The following is a 17,915-nucleotide window of genomic DNA, read 5'->3' as shown; positions in this document are numbered from 1 at the left end:
GCTAGGAAGCCCGTCCGAGGACAAAAACGATCAGTACGGCAGCCACGATGGCGCCTCCTACCGCCAGGACCGGCGCGAGCAACGGCGCGGGGAGGGGAATTTGTCGGCGCATGGCACGCTCCACATTGAGCCAGCGGAAGAACGAGCCACCACCGGTGACCAGGCCCAGCAGGAGTAACAGGACAGAGACCGTCTTGCGGAGTTCCGGGGTGAACAGTTCCAGGGTGAAGGCCTCGACGGCGATGCCGCCGGCCACCATGGCCAGCGAGGTCCGGATCCAGGCCAGGAAGGTGCGCTCATTGGCCAGTGTGAAACGGGGGTCGGGGTCGGAGCCGCCGCCCAGGGCGCGCGCCAGCAGTCCGCGCGGGCTCTGCCCGGGGTCCGGACCGCTACCCACAGGGCCGGGTGTGTTGTGTGCGTCTTCAGATGCGCTCATAGTGCTTTTAGGATGTCACTCAACCGGTTAAATCCACACTCTGCCGCTGCGGACCCTGATCCTCAGTTGTGAATGGCGGCATACATATTCAGGCTCGCCGAGAACACAAGCCATGAGAGGTAGGGCAGCATCAGTAGTCCGGCACCCCTGCTGATGGGCCCGAAGTGGAGGACCGCGGCGGCCGCCGCCGCGGCGTGGGCACCAATGACGAGAAGTGCCAGCCACAGGGCGGCGGTCCCCAGCACCGGGTACAGGCCGAAGAACATCAGCGGCCACACCAGGCACAAGAGCAGCAACGCAGCATAGATCCTGAGTGCCGGCCGGCGGGCAACGTCCTGCTGCCGCCACACGAGCCACGCAGCGACGGCCATGGCGGCATAGAGCACCATCCACACGGAGCCGAAAATCCATCCCGGCGGCGTCCATGGCGCCTTCTCCGCGGCCGCGTACCACCCGTCTCCGGCTATTCGGATTGGCAGGGAGCCCAGCGCAGACACGCACCCGGACGCCGCCAGGAAGCCCAGTAGGGCCACGCTTTGCCGCCCCCGCGGGCCGCTTACGGCCAGGGCGGGGCGCAGGAGGCTGTTGTTGGGGTTGGCGGGCACTGACCCACTGTGGCCAATCTGGGCCCGTGGGTCAAATGACAACGCTGACCTCCCCCTGCTACGCGGTTCGAACCAGGCCTCAGGCCTCCGGCACCCGCAGCACCTCCACGGCGGCCAGCAGGTACGGCACGGGGTCGGGGTCCGTGCCTGCCGCCCACTGCATCCACGCTTCAAACGTCGCGGCAAGATAGGCCGCGCACAGGTAGCCTGCCGTGGCCTCGGGAACGCCGAGACCCACGAGGTGGAGCCGTGCCCGTTCGCGCTGGGAGGCGAGGGATTCGTAGCTCCGGCTGGCCAGTTCCGGATGTTCGGCGATCAGCCGCAGCCGTCCGCGCGACACCGACAGATCGGGAATCACCGCCACGCCGGCGGCAGCGGCCGCTCGCAAGCCCGCCATGACTCCGCCGCCGTCAAGGCCGCTGCCGGTCATCTCGAGGGCGTGCCCCGACGCCTGGATCACCGGCTCCATACCGCCCCAGATCAGATCAGCCTTACTGGAGAAGTACCGGTAGAGGCTCTTGCGCCCGATCCCGGCCTTCCGGGCGATGTCCTCCATGGAGGTCCGTTCGTAGCCATTCTCGGCGAACAGGCGCAGTGCCAGGCTGGCGATGGCGTCCGGGTCAATGGTCGCCGGGCGCCCTGCGGCACGCGTGCCGGCGGCCTGGGGGCGGTGCGGGGACATCCCACCAGTATTCACCCTTTCATTGTGACACAGCGTGTCATAAGGTGGTGTGATCGGCAGCGGAATCATCGGGAAGGTCATTATGGGCAGCGAAGCTACTTGGCAGGAAACCATCACAGCGGGCCGCTTCGCCGGCAGGACAGTGATCGTGACGGGCGCCGGTTCCGGCATTGGTCTGGCTACGGCCCTGCGCGTCGCAAAGGAAGGCGGAAAAGTAATCGCCGCCGACATCAGCACGGAACGGCTGGACGAACTGGTCGCCGGGAACAGCGCTTTGGATCTGGTTCCTGTCGCCGGTGACATTGCGGATGAAGGCGTCGTCGCCGCCGTCGTCGCTGCTGCGGGCGGCCGGGTCGACGCCCTCGCGAACGTCGCAGGCATCATGGACCACTTCGCCCCGATCCATGAGGTTGACGACGCCACCTGGGAGCGGGTCTTCCTCGTCAACGTCACAGCCCTGATGCGCCTCACCCGCGCGGTGGTGCCATTGATGCTTGAGGCTGGTTCCGGCTCCGTGGTCAATGTCGCTTCCGAGGCAGGGCTGCGCGGTTCGGCCGCCGGCGCCGCCTACACGGCGTCCAAGCACGCCGTCGTCGGCCTCACCAAGAACTCCTCGGTGATGTACGGGCCGCGCGGCCTGCGCTTCAACGCCGTGGCTCCCGGTGCCACCCTGACCAACATCGAGGCCACCTGGGGCTCGCAGCTGGCGGCCGAGCGGCTCGGCCCGCTGATGGGCGCCAACATCCCGGCTCCGGCCACGGCGGCCCAGCTGGCGGCTTCGATCACCTTCCTGCTCAGTGACGACGGAACCAATGTCAACGGTGCAATTCTCGCCTCCGACGGTGGCTGGTCGGCGGTTTAATCTCGGGCCGCCGAACGGGCGGTTCCGGAAGAACGGACCGCTCCGGACGGCGCAGTCGGACAACAGAAGAGGACGACGGCGGGAGCTTCCCGCCGTCGTCCGCTTCCTGCTTGTCCGGCTGTTTGTCAGCCGCCGGGCCGGACTAGGCGGGCTTCAAGGCTGTCCGCCACACCGAGACGGCCTTGGCACTGAACGTCCAGGTGGCCGTGCCGCTGGCCCCCGCGGTGGCTTGCACCTTGTCCGCCAGTTCAGCAATCTGCGCATTGGCGGCTTCCCAGCGCTCAGTCCAGCCGCTCGGGGCGGTTGCCGCGGGCGAGGAGCTGTCGAAGCCGACACCGCCGATCAGCATCGCCTTGTTGCTGGCTGTGGTGATGCTGGGAGCCGTGATGCTGGTGGCTGTGTAGGTGGTGTTCGTGGCTGTCACCACCTTGCTGTCCAGTGGCGTGGTTTTGTTGACGCCCCGGTAGGCCGTCATGCCCCCGCCCCATTTAACCGCGGCGCTCAGCGTCCAGCGATAGCTGGCAGGGTCAGCCGAACCCACCACGTGGTAGTACGCAAACACCCGCGCGCCGCTGCTGATGTTGAGGGTGTTCACGATCGGGGTCCAGCCCGAGGGGGCGCTGGCTGCCGGGTTCTTGTCCGCGGTGAAGGACGCGACCAGGACGTCGCCGGCAGCGGTACCTGACGGTTTGTTCAGCGTCACGGCCGTGGTGACCGTGTTGGCGGTCGTGGTGGTGGACGCGCCGACGGTGATACTCGACGTCGGCGGCGGGGGTGTGACTCCGCCCAGCGTCCGGTAGGAGAACCAGTATCGTTTGGTGGCGTTGTTGCTGGCCAGCACCACCAGGCCGGTGGTGCTGTTGACGCTTTGCTTGCTGGTGGTCACATCATTCATGTTCGCGCTGGCCCCGTCCTGGATGATCGGGGTGCCGCGTCCGGATTTGAAGACGGGGTTGTCCATGGAGGCCGTCTTCTCGTAGATGGCGCCGGGGATGCCGGAGTAGGCGCAGCCGCTGACACTGGTGCCGGGCGCCGTGTAGAACGCGTGCACCATGTTGTTCTGCGTATCGAGGACGATCTGCGGGCGGGAAACGCAGTCACCGAGCGTGGCGACGGTGGATCGCGTGAACGCGCCCGTGGCCGGCTTGAAGACCACCAGCAGCAGCTGGGGCAGGGTCTTATCGGTCGAAGTGTCGTTGAGGCCGGTCTTGATCGCCGCGAACACACGGCCGGTGCTGTCGGACTGGAGTGTTTTGATGCTCAAGTGGTCGTCGGCGAGCTTGTTCCCCTTGACGGCGTCCTGGACCTTCCATGCGGACGCCGCGGTCGGACTCGTCCCGTCCGTGTGGGTCGCCCAGTGGACGGCACCCGCTCGCTGGTCGCTCCACATGATGCCGATCTTGTTGCGGCCGAAGGCCACAATGGCCGAGATGTCATCCGGGGCAGGGCGGGGGTTGGCGACAGGAAGGACGAACGGAGAGCTCCAGCTGGTTCCGCCCACTGCGGATCGGTTGACGTAGACGGTGTTGGTGAAGCCGCTGGTGGAGTTGCCGGCAACCTGCGTCCAGGTGGCCCAGATGGCTCCGGTGCTGTCCTTGTCAATCGTCATCGACTCGCTGCTGTTATTGGTGATGGTGGTTGGAAAGCCGCTGTCCAGGGTGAACTTCCCCGCAGCGAAGCTGTAGCGGTACAGCTTGGCCGGCTGACCCGAAACAGAAGCCTTGGGTGCAGAGTCACCGGACACGGTGACCACATGGGAAGCGATGTACAGGTGGCTGCCGTCCCACAGGGTGTCGGACAGCGTGGAGGCGCGGGTGTCGTTGGTGAGGCCGGTGCTGACCCAGGTCTTCGTTGAAACGTTCAGTCGGTAGATTTGCCAGCCCTTGCCGGAGGTCCACATATCGGCCCACCACGACCCGCCCGTGAACCACAGCTTGCTCTGCGGCTTATCCGAGGTTGGCGGGTTGCTCACTCCGGTGTAACTGATGCTCGGATAACCGTAGTTGGTAGCCGCCGAGGCACTGCTGGTGATTCCCAGCAGACCTCCTGCCACAATTAAGGCCATGACCAGGCTTTGACTAATCCAGCGGACAGTTTGTTTCATCGTGATCGCCGTTCCTTAATACGCATAATCGCGGTTTGCATGATGAGTTGCCAATATCTCCCGACTACGGTGATGCCAGCTACTCTTCCCGGAAGTGAAAAGGGTTCCTTCGCTAGTGGAGTTTTCTGTCTTTCGTGGCGGAGAAAGAGCTGACATGGAATACGCGATATGTCCCCCCGGGTGTCAGGCAACCTGCACCCGGCATCCCGTTTCCCCAAAAGTCGCAGCCGCGGGCAAGCGCTGCCTCGACTGCGGTGCGCCGGCCCTAGACCTTGTGCTGGGGGCGGCGTACGGTTCCAGTATCAGGACAAAAGCTCTCAAACTCAACGAATACCGGCGCCAAATCCATCGAGTGAGTACACCGCCGAAGAGCCAGTCCCGGTTCCCGAGTAGGCAGCCCCGGACACCCAAGTAGAGGTGCAGGGATAACGTAGTCCGCTGAACGGACAACCAAGTATTAGCCACTCGTGACACAACATTGGGTGAACTTTAGGCTCAGACCAGGTCACCCGCCGGTGGCTGCTGGGGGTTCGGGGTCGCGCATAGTTTGACGAATATCTCTGAATTCGTCCTTTAGGTTCTCATTCGCTGATGGCAATGCTGTTAGCGTCCGAAATTTCATGAAGTGGTGAGGCTTTTGTCTATTCCAAACTTAGTCCCAGATTCGCCGAGTGAGCGAATCGACGGCTCGCCGAGAGCTTCGGTGAGTGTGGTAATTCCAACTCTTAATGAAGAAATGAATTTACCCTGGGTGCTGCGGCGCATGCCGTCCTATGTGGACGAAGTGGTCATCGTCGACGGTCGGTCCCACGACCACACGATCGACGTCGCTAAGGCACTGAGGGTGGACGTTGTTGTCGTGGCGGAACCGCGCAAAGGCAAAGGCATCGCTGTCCGCGCCGGCTTCGCAGCGGCGTCCGGAGACATCATCGTCATGCTGGACGCCGACGGAAGCATGGACCCGCAGGAAATCGGCTGGTTCGTCTCCCCGCTTCAGCACGACTATGACTTCGTCAAGGGTTCCCGGTACGTCACGGGGGGCGGGTCGGAGGACCTGACCTGGTTGCGGAACGCCGGAAACCGGGTGCTGACAGGGCTCGCGAACACGGTGCTCAGGAGCAACTATTCGGACCTGTGCTACGGCTACATAGCACTCCGCCGGGAGTGCCTTGAGGTTCTCGAGCTGGAGTCCGACGGCTTTGAAATTGAGACAGAACTGATCGTCAGGGCCGCCCGTGCGGGTCTGCGGATCGCGGAAGTCCCGAGCTTCGAACTTGACCGCATCTCCGGTGTTTCAAACTTGCAGACCTTTCGCGACGGATGGCGGGTTCTCCGGACCCTGGCGAAAGAGTGCACTGCGTGGGAAGCGCCAACCGCGGGGGCAAGGCCGGAGGCCCTCCGTCGGGTCAAGTACACCTATCCAAACGTCCGCTTTGCCCGCACACCTACGGACCCGCGGAGCGTGCTTACCGCGGTGAAAGGAGCCTAAGGTGCTCGACTTCAATTTCCGACCCAACGCCTCCGTGGTCATCTGCTCCTACACCGAGCAGCGCTGGGACCTGCTCATGGACGTCCTTGACTCGGTCCACGCCCAGACACTTCAGCCCAAACAGGTGATCGTTGTGGTTGACCACAACGAGGACCTGTATAAGCGGCTGGTTGCCGCTGTTCAGGACGTCACCCTGGTGGAAAGCACCGGGCTGCAGGGACTTTCCGGGGCGCGGAACACCGGCGTGGGCCTGGCCACCTCGGAGATCGTTGCCTTCCTGGACGACGATGCTGTAGCGGCTCCGGACTGGCTTGAAAAGCTGACGGCGCTCTATGACGACTCCGATGTCCTGGCTGTTGGGGGCAAGGTTGAACCTTCCTGGGAAAGCGGACGCCCCGGACACTTCGGCCCTGAACTGGACTGGATTGTGGGGTGCAGCCACCGGGGCATGCCCAAGGTGGCCTCCGAAGTCAGGAACGTCATCGGCGCCAACATGTCCTTCCGGCTGCAGGTTCTGCAGCAGGTGGGCGGCTTCAACCTTTCCCTTGGCCGCCAGGGCACCAAACCGCTGGGGTGCGAGGAGACCGAGATCTGCATCCGGGCCGCGGTCGGTTCCCCGGGGTCGCGGATCGTGTATGAACCCGCAGCCCTGGTCCATCACTACGTCCCACTGCAGCGCGGCACATTCCGTTACATGCTGGAACGTTCCTGGTCGGAGGGAATTTCCAAAGCCCAGGTCAGCCACATTGTGGGCCACAAGCGGGCGCTGGGCCCCGAGCGGCGCTACGTGCGCAGCGTCCTGCCGCGGGCGGTCTTTTCGTCCCTGTCCTCATGGGGCCGTGGTTCCGACCCTCAGGGTGTGCGCAGGGCAGGAACCTACGTGGCCGTTCTGGCGGTTACGGCGGCGGGATACTTCCGGGGCCGCCGCTCTGCCCACGGCGCCGGATCTCTCCTGGCCGGCTCCACTCCCGTCCCCCTCAGCGGCCCGCCCTGGAGGGAAGCCACGTGATTGCAGTCGGAAACGAGTTTGTGGTGGATATCGAGGACGCAGGGTTGGATATCGCTCCTTCAATGGCAAACGAAGCCGTCCCCGACTGGTCGGGAGCGTTGTGGGTCGGTGCGGTGGATCTGGAGTCCCTCGCGGGCTACACCCATCTAAGGCTGCAGGATTCCAAGGGTTACCACCGTGCACGCCTGCTGGTGCGCAGCGGGCCATCCGTCCGGGGCTTCGTCGACGTCGACGCTCCGGGCGGTGTGGTGGACCGGGAGGATCTTGAGACTGCCGCGTCGGCTCTGCCGGCCGCGGTGGCACAGCAGGAGTCGTCGACGCCCTCCATCACGGTGATTGTGTGCACCCGGGACCGTGTGTCCCAGTTGCGCGGTGCCATCGGTGCGATCTTGGGTCTGGACTATCCAAACTTCGACGTGATCATCGTGGACAACGCGGCAAGCGCCGACGAAACCCGCGAGCTTGTGCGCAATGAGTTTCCGGACCCCCGGCTGACACTGATATCGGAACCGCGGCCCGGGCTCTCCAGGGCCCGCAATGCCGGCATGTACCGCGCGGGCGGCGACATCGTCGCGTTCACCGATGACGACGTCGTGGTGGACAGGTACTGGCTGCGGGGCATTGCCGCCGGGTTTGAACAGGCTCCCGATGTTGCGTGTGTGACCGGGCTGGTGCCGGCCGGCGAATTGCGGTCGCCCGCGCAGGGCTACTTCGACGACCGCGTCAACTGGTCCAAAATCGTCGCACCAAAAGTCTTCTCCATGGCGGATCCGCCGGCCGACCTGCCGACATTTCCGTTTTGCCCGGGAGCTTTCGGCACGGGAGCGAACTTCGCGCTGGATCGGCGTTCCGCCCTGGCGCTGGGAGCCTTTGACCCGGCGCTAGGCGTAGGTACCCGCACAGGCGGGGGCGAGGACATCGACATGTTCACCCGGGTAATACTCGAAGGTCACTCTCTGGTGGTCCAACCCTCGGCAATTGTCTGGCACCGCCACCGTGCAGAGCTCGATGACCTGATCGTGCAGGCCCGCGGGTACGGCAAGGGCCTCGGATCATGGTTGACGAAGATCCTCTTGAACCCGCGCACGGCACGGTTCGCGATCGCCCGAAGCCCGCAGGGTGCCCTGCATTTCCTGAAGAACGCCCGGAACCATTCCTTGGGACAAAGTGCGGCAACGGCAGTCCCGGCGCACCAGGACCCTCGCATCGCAAAGGTCCTGCGCGCTGAGCTGGTCTCCGTCGGACGGGGACCACTTAACTACCTTCTTGAGCGGCGGTCGGGACACACATAGGCAGGCTTCCCGGCCTCCGGCACGGTATCCAGAGTTCCTTGGGGGAACGCGTCATAAGGGGACGCTGACTTCCTATCCGCACAGTCCCCGAAGATCGATCAAGAAAGTATCACCGATATGGGTCTCTTACTCCACGATGAAACACCCTCCTCCAAACGCCCAAAACCAACGGTGGCGGCGTTGAGGGCAGACAGGCCATCGGATTTCGCGCTGGCCCTGGCAGGCCTCGTTCTTGCCGTCCTCATCCTCTTTGACCTCGGCGGCCCGGTCCTAGCGCCTGTGACCTTCCTCGGCTGCCTTGCGCTGCCGGGCTGGGCCCTGGTGCGGCGCCTCCCGGATGCTGATCCGGCGGCCCGCGTGGTGTGGACTGTGGTGATGAGCGCAGCCATCTACACCGTCCCGGCCGCGATCATGGCGTGGGTCCATTTCTGGCAGCCCCGGCCCGTGGCAGCCGCCATTCTGATTGCTGCGTCGGCCATCATCGCACTTTTCCCCCCGCCGACCAGGACGGGCCGGCACGCAATCTACGGGCACCCGGTCAGCCGGCGCTCGCCGGATTGGCGTTCGCTGTGGACCCTGGGTGTATTCCGAAGCCACGGCCTCTCAACCTACGTGCCGTGGGCCGTGCTTACGGTCGCGCTGATCCTCTGGGGAATGGCGCTGGCGATGACAGGGGAAGCACTCGTCGGGAACCGGGGGCTCCTGACCACGTTCCCCCTGCTCTGGTACGTCGCCCTGGCCGTCGTCGTAGCGCTGTGCATCTGGGCCGTGGCCGCCAGGAAGATGGCCTCCAATACTTTCCTGGCCGCCTCCACGACGGGCCTCGTCGCCATGCTGTACGCCTCGGCCCCCATGCTGGTCAGTGTTCCGCGCCTGCCTTGGTCCTACAAGCACATCGCGGTGACGGACTACATCGGTGCTACGGGCCAGGTGGATCCGTCGATCGACATCTACAACCGGTGGCCCGGTTTCTTTTCAGTCAGCGCGTTCATGGGCGAGGTCGTCGGGTACCGCGACGCGGTGGACTACGCGGCCCTGGCGGAGTTCGGCTTCGCCCTGCTAAACGTTGTGATTGTTCTCGCCATCGCGAGGACCCTCACCTCCAACCCGCGAATTTTCTGGACCGCAACCCTGGTCTTTGCCCTTACCAACTGGGTGAACCAGAATTACTACTCACCGCAGGCGTTCTCCTACACCCTCTACCTCACGATGTGCCTGATCGCGCTGACATTCCTCCGCGGCACCCCGGTGAGCATCGCCGCCTCCATGGAGGGCCGGCTGCACAAACTGCAGGGCCGGTTCAACCGGAAAGTTCCGGCGACCGCCAATCTTGACGAGATCCACTCCAGCCGCGCCATGGTGTTGCCCGCCACGGTGGCGATCCTCCTTCTGCAGGCCGTGACGGTGGTGAGCCATCAGCTGACGCCCTACATGGCGATCCTGGCGCTCTTCCCGCTTTTCGTCGTCGGGTACTTCCGGCCGAAGTGGCTGGGCCCGGCGATGGCGGCCATGGCGATCCTCTACCTGCTGCCCAACTTGGACTACGTGGACAACAAGTATGGCCTCTTCAGCGGATTCGACATCTTCAAGAACGCCAGTTACACCCCGCCCCAGGTCATCAATATTGAAGACGCTTCGGGCTGGCTTGGCCGCGCACCGGAAGTCCTCTCGCTCGTTGTCGGCCTGCTGGGTGTGGCCGGGCTGTTCCGCAACTTCCTCCGTGGCAACGTCAGGCAGACCGTAATTGTGGCTTGGTTGGCGGTGGCCCCGCTGTTTTGGCTCCTGGGCCAGTCCTACGGCGGAGAGGCCAAATTCCGGGTCCTGCTTTTTGCCCTGCCGTGGCTGGCGATCGGGACGGCCTGGCTGTTCTGGTCCGGGCCGGTCCGCACCCGTAAAGCGGTCACGGGCGCCATCGCTTCGCTGACCATTATGGCCGTCCTCTTCACGATTGTTTATTTCCAGGCCGAAGCGAAATTCCGGGTTCCCAAAGCGGACGTGGAGGCTGCGCAATGGCTGGACGCCCGGGTGGGGCCGCGGGACGTGATTTTCGAAACCAACGCCTTCTTCCCGCTTCTGATCGGGCCAAACTACCCCAGCTACCTCGAATGGGGCCGGGTAACGTCCCTGACCAAGTTCCTCCAGGGCTCCCAGCGCAGCCTGACACCGGAGGGCGTGGAGCAGTACGCGAACAACAACTGGAAGCCTGAGCGCGTCTTTGTTGTCTTCTCGGATTCACAACGGGACCAGGCGATCAAAGACAAATTGTTCGATGCCAACATGCTCCCCGCTCTTGAACGGGAGATAGCCGTAGGGGATAAATCCGATCATGTCTATGACAATGGAGCCGTCCGTATCTACCAGATCAAAAAAACCGGCTAACTTGGGGACGGGCGGCGGTAAAACCGCCAAAGCCATTACGGTCGTCGTCGCAGTAGCGATTCTGGTCGCGGTGGCCTTGTTTTTCCCGAGGCGGCCGGATCCCACCGGCATGCCGGTGGGCGACCTCCCCGGCTGGAAGCAAACCGGAGCCCAGGATTTCACCACACCGGCCCGGCTGGGCCGGGTGGGCGAGGTCTACGGACCTGACATGCGCGGTTACCACGATCTTGAGGACACCTCCGGTGAAGGCCGCTACACGCCGGACTCCGTGCTCTCCGTCAAGGACGGAAAGCTTGACTACTATCTCCACACGAAGGGCAGCACCCCGCGGGTAGCCAGCATCGTCCCCTTTGGCTACGAGGGCCAGACCTACGGCCGCTATTCCATCCGGTTCCGGTCGGACAGCCTGCCTGGCTACAAGATCGCCTTCATGCTGTGGCCCTCCAGCGATGACTGGCTGGACGGCGAGATTGACTGGCCGGAGGGCGAGCTGAACGGGAAGATGTACGGGGTCTCAGCTATCAAGGATTCTCCTTTGAAAGGACCGGAGAGATTTGACCCGGCCACACGGTATTACTCGAAGACCGATGCGACGGACTGGCACGTGGCGACGACGGAATGGACGCCCGGAAAAGTGAAGTGGTTCTGGGACGGCGAGTTCGTCGGAAAGACGACCATCCCGGAAGGTGTTCCCACCACCAACATGCGGCTGACGCTGCAGGCGGAGACGAAGGACGGAGCCGACAGTTCGTCGCCCCGGCCCGAAACCGCCGGCCATCTGGAGGTCGATTGGGTCGTGCAGTATGCCTACGCTCCCTAGAACGGTCCGTGCGAACAGTCCGGCAGGATTTGCAGGCATGATTTCCAGTGTTACGGCGGAGGAACAGATGGAAGTCTCCAGCAATGGCCCGGCCGACCCGGGGGAGTGGAACGGTGAGCAGCCGGACATCCACCCCATGATTGCGTCGGCGTTCCGGGCGCTTGACGGACTGGGCCCCTGGGTCCTGTTGCGGGGCGAAGATGAGCTGGTCCGCCCCACCGGCGACGTCGACGTTTTGGTGGGAGACGGCCACATCCAGCACCTGGACGAGGTGTTGGAAGGCATCGGATTCCGTCGGCTGCTGGCACCAGGGCACGGAAGTCACCGGTTCTATTTCTGCTACGACTCCGCAGCGGACCTGTGGCTCAAACTGGACATCGTCTCGGAGATCTCCTTCGGCCCGTACCAGCAGTGGCCTGCCCCCTTGGCTCGAGGGTGCCTCAAACGCCGCATCCGCAACGGACTGCTGTGGCTCCCCGCCACAACAGAGCAGGCCTGGCTCCAGCTCCTCCACACCATGCTGGACAAGGGCGGCAGGGTCAGGCCCGACCGCGTGGACACCGTCCGGATCGCCGGCACCCTGGCCTCGACCAACGATGCGGTCGCAGCTTACGTCGACCGGCAAGTAGGGCCGGGAACGGCTGCGCAGTTACTCGAACTCGCCAGAACCGGCAGCGTTGAGGAGCTGCCCGGGCCGGCCGTGCGCATGGCGGCGGCCCTGACCGGGAACGCGCCGTTGCGCTCCCGGCTGCTCGCTGGTCGAAACAGGGCGTCCCGGCTGATCAGCCCGACTTTTCGGGGGCGCTTCGGCCGGGGGATTGTGGTCGGCGTGGTGGGCCCGGAGGGTGAGGCAAAGGCTGCGCTGCTGCGCGGACTGAGGGACGCGTTTCCCGTGCCCGGCCGCCACGTGCACGTGGGCGGGGATGAAACCGGACGGTGGGACGGCTGGCTCAGAAGGGTCCCCGGCGGCGGGCTCGGCCCGGAGATGATCAGGCGGCTCCGTGGTGCGGTGGCCGCCCGGTACCACTGTCGACGGGGCCGGCTGGTCCTCATGGACGGTCCGGCCTACGAGTCATCGTTGCGCCGTATTGCCGGCCCCGCTGCCGGAGGCCGGCGGCGGGGGTCCTGGGCGCCCCGACCCGACGTGCTGCTTGAGCTGGACGCGGCCGGCCGGACTTTCTCCGGGGCGAGGCGTCTTCGCAACAGGTGGGTTCTCGATTCTGCCCAGCCTCAGCCGACACTCCAGCGGCTTGCCGCCGGGATAGTCTGGGCGCAGGTGACGGGGTCCGCCCCCGCGCAGGCCGCGTCCGGGGGGTCAGCGACGCTGGAGGGGAGCGTGGGAGAGCAGGCATGAACTTTATCGATTCGATACTCCGTGAGCACCACCGCGAATGGGACCTGGCGGCCTGCGGGCTGGGGGCAGAGTGGTCCACCGTCCTGGTTACGCCGCAGTTCACCACGTCCCGGCATGTTGTGGGCCTCGTTTTCGCGGCCGGGGACCGCCACCCCAGTTTGGTGGTCAAAGTGCCGAGGTGCCCCGGAGACAATGAAGGTGTCCAGCGGGAGGCTGACATGCTCCGGCAACTGAGCGCGATCAGCCGCGGGCGGGTGGAAGGAATTCCGCGCGTCGTGGCCACCCTGGACCGGGGAGACCACACTGTACTCGTGGAGACAGCCCTGACCGGGTCTCCGCTGGACCCGGACCGGGTGGCAGGAAATCTTCCCGCGGCGGTCACCCTCGGGATGGACTTCGTGGCGGCCCTGCCCTGTACCCGGCCGGGCGCGGTTAACGGGGACTGGTACGAACGGGCCGTCGACCGTCCGATGCAGGCCCTCGCCTCACTGCTCCCCGGGGATGCCGAGGTGTCCGCCCTGGTTCACCGTACCCACGAGCTGCTCGCACCCCTCCGGCTCCGCGCGCTGCCGGCCGTTTTTGAACATGCCGACTTGAGCCACCCTAATCTTCTGGTCCAGGCCGGCGGCCACCTCCAGGTTATGGACTGGGAGCGTTCGTCGCTTCACGGAATGCCCGGGCACGACCTCATCTTCTACCTCCAGTACCTCAGCGAATCGTCCGATATGGCGTTCAACCGGGTCGCCCAGGTGGCGGCGTTCGACAAAGCCTTCGGACCCGGCGGGTGGGCGCTGGCGCCGCTCCGCGACCACCTGGTGCTCCGGGACGTCGACCCCGGGTTGCTCCCGCTGCTTGTGATTGCTGCCTGGGCCCGCTCAGCATCCACCCTGGCCTACCGCCTGGCAAGCGAGGGCACCCCGGCGCCGGGATCAGCCCGGCTGCGGGCCGCGGTACTGGATGACCGGGACTTTTGGTTGTGGCGGCATGTGGTGACCTCGGGTGTGAACTAGGCCTGGCGGACTGGTCCCGCTGGACCGGCCCGGATTCGCTGGCAGCGGCGGTTCACGGCAAGATGTTGACCATGGAGCACACAGACCAGCAGCCCTGGGTGAAGAACTACCAGCCGGGTGTCCCGGCCGATATCGAACTGCCCACGGAGTCCCTTGCCGTGATGCTGGAGCGGTCCGTTGCGGAGGCCGGCACCGCGCCCGCGCTGGAGTTTTTTGGCCGCCGAACCAGCTATACCGAACTCGGGGAACAGGTGGACCGGGCGGCCGAGGGACTGCGCCGGCTCGGGGTCCGCGCCGGCGACCGGGTGGCCCTGATCCTGCCGAACTGCCCGCAGCATGTCATCGCGTTCTACGCCGTGCTGCGTCTGGGCGCGGTGGTCGTCGAACACAACCCGCTGTACACCTCGCGCGAACTCCGGCACCAGTTCGAAGACCACCAGGCCCGCGTCGTCATCGTTTGGGACAAAGCTGCTGCCGCCGTCCGGGATTTCCCGTCCGACATCGAAATTGACCACGTGGTCTCGGTTAACCTGCTTGAGGCGTTCCCCGCCGTCAAGCGCCTCGCCCTGAACCTGCCCATCAAGAAACTGCGGGAGTCCCGCGCAGCGCTGACCGGCCCGGCACCGGGGACCACACCGTGGAAGGAACTCCTCCGCCACGGCCGGATAAGCCCGGACCACCCCCGCCCCTCGGTCAACGACCTTGCTGCGATCCAGTACACCTCGGGAACCACCGGCCGGCCAAAAGGCGCGATGCTCACCCACTTCAACCTGCACTCCAACGCCCTTCAGGGCGAAGCCTGGATGCACGGAGCGGAGTACCGCAAGGAGGTTTTCTACGCGATCCTGCCGATGTTCCACGCCTTCGGCATGACGCTTTATTTGACCTACGGCATCCGCAAGCAGGGTCTGCTGGTTTTGTTCCCCAAGTTCGAACCGGATCTGATCCTGGCGGCCATGAGGAAGTCCCCTGCCACGGTTTACTGCGCGGTCCCGCCGATTTACGAGCGCACCGCCATGGCTGCGAAGGAGGCAGGCATCTCACTCCGGTCCTGCAAATTCTGCATCTCCGGGGCCATGAACCTGCCGGACCACGTGGTGGAACTGTGGGAGTCAGTCTCCGGCGGGCTGCTGGTGGAAGGCTACGGAATGACCGAGTCCTCTCCCGTGGCGCTGGGCAACCCCTTCCATCCCACCCGCCGCAACGGCACTATCGGCGTACCATTCCCGTCGACCCTCATGAAGGTCGTCAGCCTGGACGATCCCACGGTCGAGGTAACGCCGGGGCAGCCGGGGGAGCTGCTGCTGAAAGGACCGCAGGTGTTCCAGGGCTACTGGAACAACCCGGAAGAATCAGCGAAGACCCTTACCGCGGACGGCTGGCTGCGGACCGGGGACGTCGTGACCGTGGACGCGGACGGCTTCACCACGATCGTCGACCGGGCCAAGGAGCTCATCATTACCGGCGGCTTCAACGTCGCACCCACCGAAGTGGAGGCGGTGCTGCGCCTGCACCCGGACGTCAAGGACGCTGCCGTTGTCGGCCGGCCACTGGAGCGGGGAGGCGAGATGGTGGTCGCCGCCGTCGAACTTGAGCCGGGCAGCACACTGGACGAGGACGGCCTCCGCGGGCACTGCCGGGAGCACCTGGCCGGCTATAAGGTGCCCAAGCGTATCGTTGCCATCCCGGACCTTCCCCGTTCAATGTTGGGCAAAATCCTTCGCAAGCAGGTCCGGGAGCAGGTGCTGCCCACACTTTGAGAAGGCAGAGCGAGTAGGCGCGGGTGGGATGGAACAGACGGCCCAAGTAGCACCCGGGCACCGGTCCAGAAGCCGCTACTAGTGACACCCGTTGGTGCGGATCGTAGGCTTCAGTACACAGTTGGGACGGCTGTTCCGTGACTGGAAACCCTGGCCCAGGAGGTCTCACCCCATGGTTCATCCACTCCGGAGCGCCGCTCCGGCACTGCCACGGCACGCCCGACGGCGGCGGGCATGACCGCGGACCCGCTCGCCACCCTTTCGGCGGTCCACCCGACGGTCGCCAAAGCCTTCCAGGCACTGGAGGCAACGGGCGTGCCCTGGGTGCTGCTGCGCGGTGAAGACGATCTCCTCCGGCCCTCCGGTGACGTGGACATCCTTGTCGCCCCGGATCTGCTGCCGGATCTGGACCGGGTGATGAACGGAATCGGGTTGTGCCGGGTGCACGCCACCGGGCACGGAAGCCACCGCTTCTACTTCGGTTATTCGGAGTCCGGTGAACTGTGGCTGAAACTGGACTTCGTTACGGAGATTTCCTTCGGGCCGTTCCAGCAGTGGCAAACCCCGTTGGCGCCTGGTTGCCTGGAGCGCCGCATCCGGAAGGGTGGCTTGTGGCTGCCCGCCCCGGCCGACCAGGCGTGGCTGCAACTGCTGCATCTCTTGCTGGACAAGGGCAGCATTCAGCCGCAACGCCAGGAAACCGCCCGGTCCGCCGCCGCCGTCGTGACCCCCGGGGACGTTATCGCCCGCTACGTCGATGGTCGCAGCGGAGCAGGCACCTCTGCCCAAATAGTGGACCTGGTCCGCTCCGGCAGGTTCGGCGGGGCGCCAGGCTTGGCCGCCGGGCTGCGGTCCGGCTGGACTGCCGGGGGGCCGCTGCGCACCCACGGGCTTGCCCTGCGGAACCGGGCGCTGCGCCAGCTCAGCCCGAGGCTCCGCGGCCCGGGGCTGATGGTGGGCGTGATGGCCCCCGACGGCGCCGGCAAGACCACCTTGCTGAACGGCCTGCGGCGGGAGTTTCCCATTCCCACGGCCTACGTGTACATGGGACTGTGGGGCGCGGGCCCCTGGGACGGCTGGCTCCACCGGGTGCCCGGCGGACGGACCGCGAAAAAGATGTACCGGGTCCTCAAGGGCGGGACGGCCGCACGGTACCACCGCGCCCGGGGCCGGGTGGTCCTGATGGACCGGGTGGCCTACGACGCGCTGCTGCCCAGCGTCGCGCCCGGCAAAACAAAGTCCAGTGTGTCCGATTCGCTTGCTGTGCGGCTGGCAGCTGCCCCTGACCTCCTTCTGGTCCTGGACGTCCCGGGCGAGGTGATGTTCTCCCGCAAAGGAGAGCACACGGCGGAGATTCTGGAGGGCTGGCGGCAGTCCTACCTCCAGCTCGCGGACCGGCTGCCCGGATCTTGCATCCTTGACGCCGCCCAGCCCCCGCATGTGGTCCAGGCCCAGGCAACCCGGACGGTATGGGGCAGTATGTGCCCGGGAACCGCCGGGGAACTCCCGGAGGATGCTGCCTCCCTTTCGCTGCACTTGTGGCGGCTGCTCGATTGGCGGTTCCTGGTGCCGGTGCTGCAACCCCGCAATGTGGGCTACGGCGGCGCGGTGGGCCCGGATCTACTGGCAGCGCTTCATCTGCTGGACCCCGACGCTGTGCGCATTCCGCTGGGCGGGGTGGGCATAGCGGCTGATGCGTTCGACGTGGTACTTCTCCGGGAGCCTGACCTGCAGCTCTTTGCCGATGCAGCGGCGGCGGTAGAACCCGGGGGGTGGATGTGCGCCCAGGTTAAACGCTCGTTCCTGCGGCGTTCCGGTCCGCGCACCCTGGCTGGATGGAAGCGGACGTTTAAGCGGCGCGGCTTCGATGACGTCAGTGTTCACTGGCACGCGACCACCCTGGACAGCCCGGGCCGGCTGGTGCCGACCGCATCGGGCACCGCGGTCCTGGACACGCTGTCGCTGCACAAGGGAGTCCGCTTCGGGCTGGCAAAGGCTGTTATGGCACGGCTCGCCTTGATGGTGCGGCTGTTCGACGCAGCCGTCCCGGAGGGAACCGTGACGGGCCGCCGGCCCGGGACCTGAGCAGGTCCACAGGTTTAGGCGGTGCCGG

Annotated in this window: 14 protein-coding genes; 10 read left to right on the top strand and 4 right to left on the bottom strand. The window is 65.5% G+C overall.

Features of this window, described 5'->3' with window-relative positions:
* Window position 1: 1 nt before the first annotated feature.
* The 3 genes from VUN84_15705 to VUN84_15695 all read right to left on the bottom strand — a co-directional run bounded on the left by VUN84_15705 (window position 2) and on the right by VUN84_15695 (window position 1,723).
* Window positions 2-436 carry a DUF202 domain-containing protein gene (locus VUN84_15705; protein ID XAS63719.1) on the bottom strand — a complete coding sequence of 145 codons (435 nt, stop codon included), beginning with the start codon at window positions 434-436 and terminating at the stop codon, window positions 2-4.
* A gap of 62 nt (window positions 437-498) precedes the next feature.
* The gene (locus VUN84_15700) at window positions 499-1,041 is read right to left on the bottom strand and encodes a TspO/MBR family protein (GenBank protein XAS63718.1); all 543 of its coding nucleotides are present in this window, start codon (window positions 1,039-1,041) and stop codon (window positions 499-501) included.
* 79 nt (window positions 1,042-1,120) lie between these two features.
* Window positions 1,121-1,723, bottom strand: a complete 603-nt coding sequence (locus VUN84_15695) for a helix-turn-helix domain-containing protein (protein XAS63717.1) — start codon at window positions 1,721-1,723, stop codon at window positions 1,121-1,123.
* Window positions 1,724-1,805: 82 nt separating this feature from the next.
* On the opposite strand from VUN84_15695, the gene VUN84_15690 reads away from it, so the two are divergent.
* Window positions 1,806-2,585: an SDR family NAD(P)-dependent oxidoreductase gene (locus VUN84_15690; GenBank protein ID XAS65879.1), complete on the top strand. Its 780-nt coding sequence runs from the start codon at window positions 1,806-1,808 to the stop codon at window positions 2,583-2,585.
* Between the two features lie 142 nt (window positions 2,586-2,727).
* On the opposite strand, the gene VUN84_15685 is transcribed toward VUN84_15690, so the two are convergent.
* Window positions 2,728-4,689, bottom strand: a complete 1,962-nt coding sequence (locus VUN84_15685; protein XAS63716.1) for a hypothetical protein — start codon at window positions 4,687-4,689, stop codon at window positions 2,728-2,730.
* Between the two features lie 703 nt (window positions 4,690-5,392).
* On the opposite strand from VUN84_15685, the gene VUN84_15680 reads away from it, so the two are divergent.
* The 9 genes from VUN84_15680 to VUN84_15640 all read left to right on the top strand — a co-directional run bounded on the left by VUN84_15680 (window position 5,393) and on the right by VUN84_15640 (window position 17,887).
* The gene (locus tag VUN84_15680) at window positions 5,393-6,178 is read left to right on the top strand and encodes a glycosyltransferase family 2 protein (GenBank protein ID XAS63715.1); all 786 of its coding nucleotides are present in this window, start codon (window positions 5,393-5,395) and stop codon (window positions 6,176-6,178) included.
* Window position 6,179: 1 nt separating this feature from the next.
* A complete protein-coding gene (locus VUN84_15675) occupies window positions 6,180-7,187 on the top strand; it encodes a glycosyltransferase (protein ID XAS63714.1) in 1,008 nt (335 codons plus the stop codon).
* Window positions 7,184-8,479, top strand: coding sequence for a glycosyltransferase (locus VUN84_15670; protein XAS63713.1), 1,296 nt, complete (start codon window positions 7,184-7,186; stop codon window positions 8,477-8,479). Before VUN84_15675 ends, VUN84_15670 begins: the two co-directional genes overlap by 4 nt.
* 180 nt (window positions 8,480-8,659) lie before the next feature.
* Window positions 8,660-10,858 carry a hypothetical protein gene (locus tag VUN84_15665; GenBank protein XAS63712.1) on the top strand — a complete coding sequence of 733 codons (2,199 nt, stop codon included), beginning with the start codon at window positions 8,660-8,662 and terminating at the stop codon, window positions 10,856-10,858.
* A 1-nt stretch (window position 10,859) separates the two neighbouring features.
* Window positions 10,860-11,678 carry a glycoside hydrolase family 16 protein gene (locus VUN84_15660; protein XAS63711.1) on the top strand — a complete coding sequence of 273 codons (819 nt, stop codon included), beginning with the start codon at window positions 10,860-10,862 and terminating at the stop codon, window positions 11,676-11,678.
* A gap of 37 nt (window positions 11,679-11,715) precedes the next feature.
* Complete coding sequence (locus VUN84_15655) at window positions 11,716-13,032, top strand: hypothetical protein (GenBank protein ID XAS63710.1); 1,317 nt, start codon at window positions 11,716-11,718, stop codon at window positions 13,030-13,032.
* Window positions 13,029-14,042 carry an aminoglycoside phosphotransferase family protein gene (locus VUN84_15650; GenBank protein ID XAS63709.1) on the top strand — a complete coding sequence of 338 codons (1,014 nt, stop codon included), beginning with the start codon at window positions 13,029-13,031 and terminating at the stop codon, window positions 14,040-14,042. Before VUN84_15655 ends, VUN84_15650 begins: the two co-directional genes overlap by 4 nt.
* A gap of 71 nt (window positions 14,043-14,113) precedes the next feature.
* Window positions 14,114-15,802: a long-chain-fatty-acid--CoA ligase gene (locus VUN84_15645; protein ID XAS63708.1), complete on the top strand. Its 1,689-nt coding sequence runs from the start codon at window positions 14,114-14,116 to the stop codon at window positions 15,800-15,802.
* A gap of 234 nt (window positions 15,803-16,036) precedes the next feature.
* Entirely contained in the window at window positions 16,037-17,887 is a 1,851-nt protein-coding gene (locus VUN84_15640) for a hypothetical protein (protein XAS63707.1), read from the top strand.
* Window positions 17,888-17,915: the final 28 nt, after the last annotated feature.

Source organism: Micrococcaceae bacterium Sec5.8 (assembly GCA_039636775.1).
GTDB lineage: Bacteria > Actinomycetota > Actinomycetes > Actinomycetales > Micrococcaceae > Arthrobacter.
This window is presented reverse-complemented; position numbering and strand designations above follow the sequence as displayed.

What these genes read in the sequence shown, in the direction of transcription:
- VUN84_15685 (XAS63716.1), bottom strand. Translation starts at nt 4,689, where the DNA reads ATGAAACAAACTGTCCGCTGGATTAGTCAAAGCCTGGTCATGGCCTTA.
- VUN84_15690 (XAS65879.1), top strand. Translation starts at nt 1,806, where the DNA reads ATGGGCAGCGAAGCTACTTGGCAGGAAACCATCACAGCGGGCCGCTTC.
- VUN84_15705 (XAS63719.1), bottom strand. Translation starts at nt 436, where the DNA reads ATGAGCGCATCTGAAGACGCACACAACACACCCGGCCCTGTGGGTAGC.
- VUN84_15695 (XAS63717.1), bottom strand. Translation starts at nt 1,723, where the DNA reads ATGTCCCCGCACCGCCCCCAGGCCGCCGGCACGCGTGCCGCAGGGCGC.
- VUN84_15640 (XAS63707.1), top strand. Translation starts at nt 16,037, where the DNA reads ATGACCGCGGACCCGCTCGCCACCCTTTCGGCGGTCCACCCGACGGTC.
- VUN84_15645 (XAS63708.1), top strand. Translation starts at nt 14,114, where the DNA reads ATGGAGCACACAGACCAGCAGCCCTGGGTGAAGAACTACCAGCCGGGT.
- VUN84_15650 (XAS63709.1), top strand. Translation starts at nt 13,029, where the DNA reads ATGAACTTTATCGATTCGATACTCCGTGAGCACCACCGCGAATGGGAC.
- VUN84_15655 (XAS63710.1), top strand. Translation starts at nt 11,716, where the DNA reads ATGATTTCCAGTGTTACGGCGGAGGAACAGATGGAAGTCTCCAGCAAT.